The following is an 11,643-nucleotide window of genomic DNA, read 5'->3' as shown; positions in this document are numbered from 1 at the left end:
AATCCTATTTTTAAACTACTATAATAGCCCCATCCTTGTCTGTTGTGTCTTAAACACCCTTATGTATTAGTCTGTTCGTATCTCCTTTATTTACAGAGGTTTAGGTTAATGATGCGTCTTAAAACCCTAAGTCGATTACTTTGTTGGGATATCAATGAATTACAGTTGGTTAAGTCTATGATGCGTCTTGAAACTCCGATTCGATTAGTCGAGGTTTTTATCCATAAACACCCCCCCCCTATCTGAACGCAGTTTTTGAATCGTATGACTGATTCAGAATCTGCCAAGCTACATATTGGATGACGATCATATTTCTTGTTCCATACTCGTTTTCTAAAATTTCATATGGCAATACGGGCTTTGCCAGGCAGTTGGGCGGGGGGTGTCCATGGGGAGGTATGCTGGATTTAAATTCCTTAGAAGATTCTTCCTCAATCTTTTCTAATTTTTTACCCAGATAGTTATTTTTAAAATATTCACCGTTTTTTTTGTTCCATTTTTGACAGTTTCTTCGGTGCTGTTCAGTTTTGCAGGCAGACCTTCCACATGTTGTCTGTCGTCCTTTTTGGCGGACATCCGGCTTAAACCATTTGCGGCAAATACAGCAGGGGCGTTTTCCACTTGAACTTTTTGCCATTATATTTTCTCCAAATTTAAATCTGGATGAAAATATAGCCCTAAAAATTGATTTTGTCGTAAAAGCGGCGGGGTAAGCGGGGTATGATTTATTTTCTATTTGGCGGGGTATTCGCGGCGGGCTGCCCTAATCATAGCGTTATAGTATTTTGCGAACGATTTTGGGGGTAGGCGTTAGAGTATTCGCATCTTAACAGTCATTCCCCCGGAGAGAAGCGGTGGTTTTACATGAGGGTCACAAAAGCGGCGGATTCCGTTCCCGTAAAAGTGGTGATCAGTCATGAGAATATCACGGCCCTGAAACTTGCCCAGGAAAAGCTCACGCATCGGGAAAGAGAACTTGAACAAAAGTCGAAACGCCTGGAGGAGGCCAATGCTGCCCTGGGTGCCATCCTCAGACAGCGGGACAAGGATCGAAAGCAGTTGGAGCAGACGGTTCTCCAGAATCATAGGGTGAAGGTTCTGCCCAATATTCAACGGCTGAAATCGATTTCCCAAACAGCTGAAACCGCCGGGCTCCTGGTTCTCATTGAAAAAGGGCTCCAGGAAATCGCATCTCCTTTTTTGCAGCATCTCACAAGTCTTGGGACGACTCTCACCCCCCAGGAACTCCAGATAGCCGCCCTGATCAGGGAAGGCAAAACCACCAAGGAGATCGCAGGACTTTTGAACCTGTCCGCCTTTACCATCAATTTCCATCGTCGAAATTTGAGGAAAAAACTGGGACTGACAAACACAGAAACCAACCTGAGAACATTTCTGCTCTCCCTGACAGATTGACTGTTTTTACCCGTTATTATACAGTTATTCTTCCCCCATTGTCCCATCATAATCTATTCCCTATAATAGAAGAATCGGAGTCCTTCGACTCAAGGAGAAAACCCAAACCTAGGGAGGAATCACCATGATCTGTTCTTTGAGCAACGTTAAAAATGTCGATCTCGACAAGATCAAGGCAATAGAAAAAGAGCTGGGCGTAACGCTTCTGGCCTTTTCATGCCACGACACAACCATTGCACCCGTGGATGCAGAGGTGCTGAAAAAGATCCAGGCAGTTGAAAAGGATCTTGGCGTCTCCCTCGTGGCCGTCAAAGGGTAAAAATAGACAGGGCCCTGCATGCCGGTCGTGGCATTCAGGGCTTTTTTCCCGCACCCATCTTTTTTCCAGGGTGTTTTAACCGGTGGCATTCAGGTTGAAATTTGGTACTGAAAGGCCTTCTCCATAAGTCACTGGCAATCATTTGTCCCAAATCCTTTCCTAATCAAATTCCCACGCAATCAGCGTATTTAATCCCTGGATTTTTTTAAAAACACGGGGTCACCTGTTTCAGATTCAGGTCAGAGAAAGCTTGTTGTCCTGAAAAACGCCCTTTTGTTTTCAACGGGATTGCTATAGGATACCCCTTAAATTTCAACTGATGTGTTAACTCTTATCGAGGGATCCGTGGCATTAAAACCGACTATTTATAAATTAAGAATTACCCTGGCTGATATTGACCGGGATCATTATGATAGCCTTGGCTTGACGATTGCCCGGCACCCTTCTGAGACCCTTGAGCGAATGATGGCAAGGGTTCTGGCTTTTTGTATGAATGCCCGGGAAACGCTTTTGTTTACCAAGGGCCTTGCTGCCGTGGAAGAACCCGATATCTGGGCCCGCACCCTGGATGATCGCATCTCATTGTGGATCGATGTGGGAGAGCCCCTGGTCGACAGAATAAAAAAAGCATCACGGGTGTCGCCTGTGGTTAAGGTGTACAGTTTTAATTCAAAATCAGATGCATGGTGGTCCCAGGCACGGGAGAAATTTAACGGGCTTGGTGGGGTATCCGTGTTTCAATTTCACTGGCAAAGCGTGCAGGCACTGGCTGCGCTGGCCAAACGGACCATGGATCTTTCCGTCACCATTACAGACGGTACGGCCTATGTTGCTGCTGGAACCGGGGAGTGTGAGGTCGTCTGGTCGGTCTTGCAGGAATCCGGACTGGAGGAAAATTAAAAATGAGTGACGGAACCAGAAGGGCTGATATCAAGGCCGGTCAGAGCGTTTCCATTGTATTGAAGCAGGACCAGAGAACCAATAAGCTTACCCAGGGCATTGTCCGGGATTTGCTGACTAAATCGCCTCGCCATCCCCATGGGATCAAGGTCCGCCTGGAAAACGGACTTGTGGGAAGGGTCAAAATCATTCATTGTGATTAATATCATTTCTGGTTGGCAGTTTTTCTTCTTCCTTTCCCCCAATCGCCCAAGGATTTTTTTTCAAGCCCCACTGCGGGCTGTTCAACAAAAACAATGTTGCCTGACTGATTCCGGGCATGGTCGGGAATCCTTGTTTCTGCGGTTTCAAGAACAGGCTATGGTACAAATATGTAATTTTAACCCCGCTGAAATCACAAAAAAGTCAGTGTGGTTTGGGTCGAAATCTCCGGGTATTAAAAAAAATGGAAAAAAAGGTAGCTTTCACCCTCCCCTCTGAAATGGTGACTTTAAAGGGTATGTTTATTGCTTCTGTGGATCCCGATGAAGCAGACAACCAAGGGCCCTCCCCCTTTTTTATTAACCCTGTTTATTGAGAAGGATTTTTTATGATGCGTTTATCCGTTATTGCCAGTACCCTGTTCTTTTGCATGGCTCTTTTTGCCGGCAGTGCTGCAGCCTCACCAAAAATCAAAGTGGCTGGTATTTACACCCAGCCCATCCAGCAGAAATGGGACGCCTGCCTTCACAAGGCACTCCAGAAGGCGTCTGATCAGGGAAAAATTGACTATGTGTACTCAGAAAAGGTATCCAACACCGATTATATCCGTGTGCTTCGGGAATACGCTGAAAAGGGGGTCGACCTTGTTGTGGGGGAAGCCTTTGGCATATCCCGTGATGTAAGAAAGGTGGCCCGTGACTATCCTGGGGTGGCCTATCTCATGGGTGACACCTTTGGGCCGGAAAATCCTAACCTGTCTGTTTTTGACAATTATATCCATGAGCCCTGTTATCTGATGGGCATGCTTGCCGGAACCATGACCCAGACCAACAAAATCGGCATGGTAGGGGGATATCCCATTGGTGAGGTAAACCGGCTGTTCAATGCATTCATGGCCGGTGCAAAATCCGTAAACCCCGGGGTTGAGTTCAAGGTGTCATTCATCGGTTCCTGGTATGATCCACCCAAGGCAAAGGAGTTTGCCTATGCCCAGGTTGAATCGGGTGTTGATATCCTCTATGCCGAGCGTGCAGGTGTAGTGGACGCGGCCCGGGAAAAGGGCATTCTTGCCTTTGGCAATGTGAATGATATGAACAAGGAAGAAAACGGTGAAGGTGTGGTCGTGGCCTCTGCCCTCTGGCATATGGACCCGGCTGTGAACCGGGCGATCTCCCTTGTTAAAGAGGGTAAGTTCAAGGCAGAGGACTACAGGGCGTGGACCATGATGGCCAAGGGTGGTGCAGCTCTTTCAGGATTTTATGAATTTGAAGAAAAAATTTCGGCCCCCATCAAATCCAAGATTGCTGAAACTGAAAAGGCGATAAAAGCAGGCGACCTGATTGTTGAAATCAATGACACAGAACCCAAATCAACCTTCTAGGCCTTGGGGACCGATTCTAAAAAGGTCCCCATTGTCGTGTAATTATGAATGACACCATACTCAAGCTGTCCGGGATTACCAAGCATTTTGGATCTGTTGCCGCCAATGAGGATGTCTCTTTTTCCCTTAAACAGGGGGAAATTGTCGCCCTTCTGGGTGAAAACGGTGCGGGAAAAACCACACTCATGTCCATCCTGTTTGGTCATTATGTTGCCGATCAGGGCTCGATTGAGGTGTTCGGAAAAAAACTTGCCCAGGGCTCTCCACGGGCAGCCCTGGACGCCGGGGTCGGTATGGTGCATCAGCATTTTACCCTTGCCGGAAATATGACTGTTCTCGAGAATATCATGGTGGGCACGGCTTCCCTTTTTGGGGTTGGAAACAAGGCTGGACGGGCGGCAGGAAAATTGACCGCCCTTATGGCACGGTTCGGGCTTACCGTGGATCCCAATGCCCTGGTCCGGGATCTTTCCGTGGGAGAACAGCAGCGGGTGGAGATTCTGAAGGTCTTGTACCGGGATGCCAGGATTTTGATCCTTGATGAACCCACCGCCGTGCTGACTCCCCCGGAGTCGGATGCCCTTTTCAAGACCTTGAAACAGTTGGTCCGTGAAGGGTTAAGCGTTGTCTTTATCACCCATAAAATGCGTGAAGTCATGGCCGCAAGCCATCGGTGTATTGTCCTTCGCCAGGGCCGGGTGGTTTTTGAGTCCCGAACCGAACAAACTGACCCGGAGGCCCTTGCAAGGGCCATGGTTGGGGCTGATATTCCAAGGGTTGTTAGAAAAAAACGTTCGCCCGGACGAGAGGTGCTCTGCTTAAAAGATATTTTTATTGGGGCCAGGGACGGAAAAAATGCTGTAAAAAGGCTTGATCTAAGGCTCAGATCCAATGAAATCATTGGTATTGCAGGTGTTTCAGGCAATGGCCAGTCCGAGCTTGCCGATATGATATCCGGGCTTATCACCCCTTGCCGTGGCCGGATTTTTCTGGGTTCAGGGGAATTAAAAAAAATAAGCCCCAGGATCATGATTGAACGGGGGGTGGGGCGGATTCCCGATGATCGAAATGGAACCGGCCTTATCGGTGACATGTCCATCATGGAGAACCTTGCCAGCAAAAACTATGGTGATCCCGAATCTTCAAGAAAGGGGTTTCTACGGTTCAACGCCATGGCCAGGCAGGCAGAAAAGCTTGTACGGCAGTTTGATGTGCGATGTCCTGGAATTAACAGTCCGGTTAGACAGCTGTCCGGCGGCAATATGCAGAAATTAATACTTGCAAGGGAACTTTCCGGAGCTCCTGGAATCATTCTTGCCAACCAGCCCACCTGGGGACTGGATGTGGGGGCTGCGGCCCATGTCCACACCCAGCTGATCCAGGCGGCAAAACAGGGTGCAGGTGTGATCATAATCTCCGAAGATCTGGATGAGCTTTTCCAGGTCTCCGACCGGATCCAGGTCATGTACCATGGACAACTCTCCGCTGCCGAGGATGTTGATACCCTGGACAGGGCAAGGATAGGATTGATGATGTCCGGGCAGGGGACCGACCTGGGATCTGGGCGGAGCTTTGGTCCCAAAGGCCAATCCAATGGAGGCAATAAAAATCATGCGGCTTGAAATTCGAGAAAACAGGTCTTTTTTGAGATTGATTGCAGCCCTTTTTATCGCCGTGGGATTTGCCATGGCCGTCTGCTCTGTTCTTATCCTCTGGGGAGGTGCGTCCCCAGTTGAAGGCTGGATGCTCATGTTCAAGGGCGCCCTGGGGTCCAGGTTTGCCGTGAGTGAAACCCTCACCCGGGCCACCCCACTGATCTTTACCGGGCTGGCAGCCGCTGTGGCCTTCAGGGCAAAGCTGTGGAATATCGGGGGGGAAGGCCAGTTCTACGTTGGCGCATGCATGGCTGTTTTTCTGGGAACCCGGGGCGAAACCCTTCCCGCCATTGTGATGATCCCCTGGCTCTTTACGGCCGGTGCCCTTGCCGGCGGGCTTTTTCTTCTGGTGCCCACCTTTCTTAAAACAAGGCTCAATGTGGACGAGGTGGTCACCACCCTTTTGCTCAATTTTGTTGTGCTTTTGTTTGTAAACTGGCTTGTTTTCGGCCCCTGGAAGGACCCCATGGCCATGGGGTGGCCCCAATCAGCGCCTGTGGTTGATACGGCAATGCTGCCGGTCCTCATGGCAAAGACGCGGTTTCACCTTGGTTTCATAATCGCTGTTGTGTCTGCCGTGTTTGTCTGGTGGTTCATGGCGTACACCACCTGGGGGTTTGAAATAAGGGCCGTTGGGTCAAGCATCACGGCCAGCACCTTTGCCGGCATGCCCGTGGGTGCCACGATTGTCCGCACGGCCCTTATCAGCGGGGGACTTGCCGCAATGGCAGGGGTCAGTGAACTCTGCGGGGTCAAGGGGTATTTGACCACGGATCTTTCTCCGGGGTTCGGCTATACGGGCATTGTGGTTGCCATGCTCGGTGCGCTGAATCCTTTGGGGGTGATTGCAGGCGCCCTCTTTGTTGCAATGATTTATATCGGTGCTGATTCCATGAGCCGGGCCATCAACATTTCAAACTATATTGCTGATGTAACCACTGCCGTGTCGCTTTTGTCCGTGCTTGTTGCCCTTTTTTTGACAACCTACAGGATACGAAGGGGGTAGGCCGTATGGATATCATTGGTTTTCTTGTTGAAACAGGGTTCTGGATGGCCACCATCCGCATGGCTACTCCGCTTGTTTTTGGCACCCTGGGTGAACTTGTCTGTGAACGGGCAGGGGTTTTAAACCTCGGTATTGAGGGCATCATGGCTGCAGGCTGCATGGGCGGCTGGATGTGGGTCTACCAGGGGGGATCCCTCTGGGGAGGGGTTGTTTTTGCCGCAGTTATCGGCGTTATATTCGGCCTTGTTCACTCTCTTTTTACGGTTTACCTGGGACTTTCCCAGCATGTGACAGGGCTTGGCATCACCATGCTCGGCTCAAGCCTGAGTGCCTTTGTATTCAGAATGCTGCTGCCCAAGGCAACAACGCCGCCTAAAATCATACCCTTTCACTCCCTGGATATCCCCTTGCTCAGGGATATTCCTTTCCTGGGAGAGGTGCTCTTCAGCCAGAGTGCCCTGACCTTTGTTGCCCTTGCCGCAGTGGTCCTGGTGGCTTTTGTTCTGTTCAAGACCCCCCTGGGTCTTGCCCTTCGCATGGTCGGTGAAAATCCCCTGGCCGTTGAAGCCCAGGGTCTGGACGTCTTTTTGCTCCGGACCCTTGCCGTATGTGCAGGCAGTGCAATGATGGCCGTTGGCGGTGCCTTTCTGACACTGTCTGCTTTTGATGCCTATTATATCGGCATGGTCAACGGCCGGGGCTGGATCTGCATTGCCCTTGTGGTGTTTTCCTCTTGGAAACCCTACAAGGCCCTTGCCGGCTGCCTTCTTTTTGCCGCCTTTGATGCCGTCCAGATGCGGGTTCAGCAACAGGCCGGCATGGCCATCCCCTACCAGTTTTATCTGATGCTGCCCTATGTCTGTTCCATTGTTGCCCTGATCATCATGTCCAGAAAGGCAGCCTATCCCAAAGCCCTGCTCATCCCATTTCGAAAAGGAGAACGATAATCATGCTTGATCTTCTGGTGGTAAACGCACACCTCCACGGAGGTAAAACACCCGTTCAAATCGGCTGCAGGGACGGCAAAATAGTTGAGATTGCCCCTGTCATCCAATCAAAATTTCTGAATACAATTGATGCCGGTGGATATCTGGTCACCCCTCCCTTTGTGGAGAGCCATATTCACCTGGATGCTACCCTTTCCATGGGCATGCCACGGTTGAACCGGACAGGAACCCTGCTTGAAGGAATCAAGATCTGGGGGGAGTTAAAGCCGGAGCTTACCTTTGAAGCGGTCAAGGCCAGGGCCAAAAAACTACTGATGTGGTCCATTGCAAAGGGCAACCTTGTTGTCAGGAGCCATGTGGACACCACAGATCCCACCCTCATGGCCGTGGATGCCCTGCTTGAACTGCGCCGGGAGATGAAGGCCTTCATGGATATTCAGCTGGTTGCCTTTCCCCAGGATGGGGTTCTTCGGTCCAAAAACGGCATGGCCCTTTTGACCCGGGCTCTTGATCGGGGGGTGGATGTTGTCGGCGGCATTCCCCATTTTGAAAGAACCATGGCAGAGGGCAGAGAATCGGTTCGTCTGTTGTGCGAGCTTGCCGCACAACGCGGATGCATGGTTGACATGCACTGTGATGAATCAGATGATCCCCTTTCCCGCCACATTGAAAGCCTCAGCTTTGAGACCCAGCGCCTCGGGCTCCAGGGCAGGGTGGCAGGCTCCCACCTCACCAGCATGCACTCCATGGACAACTACTATGTGTCAAAGCTTGTACCCCTGATGGCAGAGGCACGGCTGAACTGCATCTGTAATCCCCTGGTGAACATGAATCTCCAGGGCCGCCATGACACCTACCCCAAAAGAAGGGGACTCATGCGGGTTCCCGAACTCCTTGATGCTGGCATAAACGTAAGTCTCGGCCATGATGATGTCATGGATCCCTGGTATCCCATGGGCACCCACGACATGCTGGAGGTGGTCCACATGGGTGCCCATGCCCTTCATATGACAGGGGTTGACCAGCAGGCGGCCCTGTTTGACGGGGTCACTGAAAATGGTGCTAAGACGTTGAATCTTGAGAATTACGGGCTTAAACCGGGCTGCAATGCAGACATGGTCATCCTCCAGGCCAGGTCTAAACAGGAGGCCATCCGCCTTCGCCCGGCAAGACTTTTTGTTGTCCGCAGGGGCCGGGTGATCAGCCGCATGCCAGAAGCGGCTGCCACGGTGAACCTGGGGGCAGGGGATATGACGGTTGATTTTTGCCTTTAATCTAGGGCTATTTACTCAACTTTCGGGATTGGCTGGTTAAAGAAATGCGTGGCAACCCGAAAAGGGAAATTGACAACACCCACCCCATTGCGCTGATCGCAAGGAATCAGCCTCTGGAAGCATATCGCTGTGAAAGCTATGCCGGGAGTGCATGTGTGAAAGAGACTACTGCATATTCAGCCAACGACCGTTTGCAAATTTTAGGTGTCAATTCACCCCGCCTGGGAATGTGCGGCTATGACAGTCTGGCAACGCCGCCTTATTCATCCTGTTTTTTGAGAAATCAAAGAACGGAAAGACCTGCTTGTTTCCAGCCCTTAATGCCATTTTCCAGAACCTTGACGTTGGTGTAGCCGTTTTCGGCATATTTTGCGGCAAGCCTTGCCGCAGATGAATCATTGACTCACCCTCAGTAGAAAATGATTTCCTGGGCTTTGGAAAGGGAGGGCTTTTTCAATTCAAATTCGCTCATGGGAATGGCACCGTCCAGATGGGCTGTGGCATTGAATTTTGCATCGGCATAAATACATACCAGCAAGGCTTTTCCTGCATCCACCCTTGATTTGGCTTCAATGGGAGAGATCTTTTTGACCATTTGAACACCTCCGGGTTATCTGTTCATGGTTGGTACAGCCAATTGATACATTTAATATGATAGGCACGATAAAGTAATGTTGCAATGTTCTGTAATTTTAAATAGGGTTCCAACTGGTTTCGATCACAATTGTGGTTTTTTTTACAGTGATGTATATATGCTCCCATGGAAATATCGACTGCATATATCAATACCATACTCCGGATATTAAAAAGGCAGTATCCAACGGTAAAGACCCAGTTGGCACACAAGACACCGTTTCAACTGCTGGTTGCCACGATTCTGTCTGCCCAGTGTACGGATGTTCAGGTCAACCGGGTGACGCCTGTGCTGTTTGACCGTTTCCCAACCCCTGATAAACTGGCCGGGGCAAGTCTGGATGAAATTAAACCCATTGTTTTTTCCACCGGGTTCTACAACAACAAGGCTAAAAATATCAAGGCCTGTGCCCAATCGATCATGACGGTCCATGGCGGCATTGTCCCAACATCCATGACCGCATTGACCGGTTTGCCCGGTGTGGGACGGAAAACCGCCAACCTTGTACGGTCTGTTGCCTTTGGCATGGACACCATTGTGGTGGATACCCACGTTTATCGCGTTTCGCGGCGGCTGGGTCTGAGTAAGGGGCTTAATCCCGCCAAAGTTGAATCTGATCTCATGGCGATCATTCCCCAGAAGTCCTGGAACGATTTGTGTCTGCAGATGATTTATCTGGGGCGAGAGTTCTGTGACGCCAGAAAGCCCCTATGCCGCAAATGCCCTCTGCAGGAAATTTGCCCCTCAAATATGAAAAACAGTTAATACCGGACCACAACGCCCACCAGATATGGTTGCCTGCCAGACCGGCAGGCTGTTTTTTATTTGCCTCACTTGCCGCAGAGTGAACCTTCCTTCTGTGCTTTTTCAGCCCCCCTGGCGATCCATGTAAGAAATTTTGTAATAAGTCCCTGCTTTTTTGCTGGCGACTGAACTGTTTTGTCGGTTGATCCCGGTTGCTGGGGTGCGCTGTTATGCTTTTCCATCTCTGTTTCCTTTTTTGTTGTTTATTGCTGCGTCAGGCCCTGGTCAAGGTCAGGGGGATCAGAAACAAATAATCCCTGTATTTTGCCTGTCTTTCAGCTCGTATTCTGGGTTGCATCAAAGGGCACATATTTCAGACCCTTTTTAAGTTTACCATCAACACCCCCTGCAACAAAGTAAAATTAGGATTTCATCAGCAGGAGGTCTTAAATCCGCCGTCCATGGCGGCAAACAGATGGAAATGACTTCTCCAACATCCATGGGTTGTTCAGTATAAACCTCGTTCTATGATGGATTTTCCCTGTGGAGATGGGTCCTTGAATGTGTTATGGTGACAGGATAATATATGGTTGTAAATAAACGATGATAAAAGGAGCAAGGTTGTCAATGTCAGATACCAGCACCGAATACGGATGGGACGCGTCAATGGGGATTTCCCTTTACGATAAGATCCGTCAGGATATGAAGCATGCCATGGTCAAAAAGGATATAGCAGTACGGGATACCATGCGACTCATCATGGGGGCCTTTCCCTCCCTTACCGTTTCCATTACCCTGGAGAGCGGGAAAAAAACCACCCGGGTCAAGAAGCCCGAAGAGATTACCGATGAAGACCTCCATGACATCATCCGTAAATTTGTTAAATCGGAAAAGACCATGCTCGAGATTAAAAAAGAGACCACCTCGGATTACCTGGAGCTGTTGAACCGTTATCTTCCAAAGATGGCAACGTCAGAAGAGATCGAACAATGGATACGGAACACGGTGGATTTGTCTCAGTTCAACAGTCCCATGCAGGCCATGGGAACCGTGATGAAACATTTTGGAAAACTTGCCAACGGCAACCAGGTAAAAGAAATCCTCAAGAACATGGGCCCATCCTGAAACGGGTGGATATTAAAAATAAAAACATGCCGTTGCCTTGA

At 49.8% G+C, this 11,643-nt stretch carries 16 protein-coding genes; 12 read left to right on the top strand and 4 right to left on the bottom strand.

The annotated features are described in order from the left end of the window. Positions 1-238: 238 nt before the first annotated feature. A complete protein-coding gene (locus HRM2_RS22895; protein ID WP_015906403.1) occupies positions 239-637 on the bottom strand; it encodes a hypothetical protein in 399 nt (132 codons plus the stop codon). Positions 638-864: 227 nt separating this feature from the next. Between HRM2_RS22895 and HRM2_RS22890 the strand changes: the two genes are divergently transcribed. From HRM2_RS22890 to HRM2_RS22875, 4 genes are all read left to right on the top strand, one after another. Continuing rightward, a complete protein-coding gene (locus HRM2_RS22890) occupies positions 865-1,416 on the top strand; it encodes a helix-turn-helix transcriptional regulator (RefSeq protein WP_015906402.1) in 552 nt (183 codons plus the stop codon). 124 nt (positions 1,417-1,540) lie between these two features. Beyond that, positions 1,541-1,735 carry a hypothetical protein gene (locus tag HRM2_RS22885; RefSeq protein WP_015906401.1) on the top strand — a complete coding sequence of 65 codons (195 nt, stop codon included), beginning with the start codon at positions 1,541-1,543 and terminating at the stop codon, positions 1,733-1,735. A 321-nt stretch (positions 1,736-2,056) separates the two neighbouring features. Continuing rightward, positions 2,057-2,635, top strand: a complete 579-nt coding sequence (locus tag HRM2_RS22880; RefSeq protein ID WP_232364130.1) for a YaeQ family protein — start codon at positions 2,057-2,059, stop codon at positions 2,633-2,635. Between the two features lie 2 nt (positions 2,636-2,637). Then, a complete protein-coding gene (locus tag HRM2_RS22875) occupies positions 2,638-2,838 on the top strand; it encodes a YwbE family protein (protein WP_015906399.1) in 201 nt (66 codons plus the stop codon). Here HRM2_RS22875 and HRM2_RS27965 read toward each other — a convergent pair. Next, entirely contained in the window at positions 2,822-2,986 is a 165-nt protein-coding gene (locus HRM2_RS27965; RefSeq protein WP_232364129.1) for a hypothetical protein, read from the bottom strand. The two genes, HRM2_RS22875 and HRM2_RS27965, sit on opposite strands and share 17 nt — an antisense overlap. Positions 2,987-3,080: 94 nt before the next feature. On the opposite strand from HRM2_RS27965, the gene HRM2_RS28165 reads away from it, so the two are divergent. Genes HRM2_RS28165 through HRM2_RS22845 form a run of 6 tightly spaced genes read left to right on the top strand, consistent with a single transcriptional unit; the run spans position 3,081 to position 9,099 of the window. Further along, entirely contained in the window at positions 3,081-3,212 is a 132-nt protein-coding gene (locus tag HRM2_RS28165; RefSeq protein ID WP_269719597.1) for a hypothetical protein, read from the top strand. Between the two features lie 12 nt (positions 3,213-3,224). Then, positions 3,225-4,217, top strand: coding sequence for a BMP family protein (locus HRM2_RS22865; protein ID WP_015906398.1), 993 nt, complete (start codon positions 3,225-3,227; stop codon positions 4,215-4,217). 44 nt (positions 4,218-4,261) lie between these two features. Then, complete coding sequence (locus HRM2_RS22860; RefSeq protein WP_015906397.1) at positions 4,262-5,839, top strand: ABC transporter ATP-binding protein; 1,578 nt, start codon at positions 4,262-4,264, stop codon at positions 5,837-5,839. Next, the gene (locus HRM2_RS22855; protein WP_202944670.1) at positions 5,811-6,878 is read left to right on the top strand and encodes an ABC transporter permease; all 1,068 of its coding nucleotides are present in this window, start codon (positions 5,811-5,813) and stop codon (positions 6,876-6,878) included. The genes HRM2_RS22860 and HRM2_RS22855 overlap by 29 nt, the downstream gene beginning before the upstream one ends. 5 nt (positions 6,879-6,883) lie before the next feature. Continuing rightward, positions 6,884-7,825 (top strand): ABC transporter permease, encoded by a 942-nt coding sequence (locus tag HRM2_RS22850; RefSeq protein WP_015906395.1) that lies wholly within the window; start codon positions 6,884-6,886, stop codon positions 7,823-7,825. Between the two features lie 2 nt (positions 7,826-7,827). After that, positions 7,828-9,099, top strand: coding sequence for an amidohydrolase family protein (locus HRM2_RS22845; RefSeq protein ID WP_015906394.1), 1,272 nt, complete (start codon positions 7,828-7,830; stop codon positions 9,097-9,099). 409 nt (positions 9,100-9,508) lie between these two features. Here HRM2_RS22845 and HRM2_RS22840 read toward each other — a convergent pair whose 3' ends face one another. Continuing rightward, positions 9,509-9,694 carry a rhodanese-like domain-containing protein gene (locus HRM2_RS22840; RefSeq protein WP_015906393.1) on the bottom strand — a complete coding sequence of 62 codons (186 nt, stop codon included), beginning with the start codon at positions 9,692-9,694 and terminating at the stop codon, positions 9,509-9,511. Positions 9,695-9,859: 165 nt separating this feature from the next. On the opposite strand from HRM2_RS22840, the gene nth reads away from it, so the two are divergent. Further along, positions 9,860-10,498, top strand: a complete 639-nt coding sequence (gene nth / locus HRM2_RS22835; protein WP_015906392.1) for an endonuclease III — start codon at positions 9,860-9,862, stop codon at positions 10,496-10,498. A 65-nt stretch (positions 10,499-10,563) separates the two neighbouring features. Here nth and HRM2_RS27260 read toward each other — a convergent pair whose 3' ends face one another. Continuing rightward, on the bottom strand, positions 10,564-10,719 hold the full coding sequence (locus tag HRM2_RS27260) for a hypothetical protein (protein WP_187149306.1): 156 nt from the start codon (positions 10,717-10,719) through the stop codon (positions 10,564-10,566). A gap of 385 nt (positions 10,720-11,104) precedes the next feature. Between HRM2_RS27260 and HRM2_RS22830 the strand changes: the two genes are divergently transcribed. Beyond that, entirely contained in the window at positions 11,105-11,602 is a 498-nt protein-coding gene (locus HRM2_RS22830; RefSeq protein ID WP_015906391.1) for a GatB/YqeY domain-containing protein, read from the top strand. Positions 11,603-11,643: the final 41 nt, after the last annotated feature.

The sequence above is a fragment of the Desulforapulum autotrophicum HRM2 genome (assembly GCF_000020365.1).
GTDB lineage: Bacteria > Desulfobacterota > Desulfobacteria > Desulfobacterales > Desulfobacteraceae > Desulforapulum > Desulforapulum autotrophicum.
Note: the sequence above shows the minus strand (reverse complement) of the source record. Positions and strands in the feature narration are given on the sequence as shown.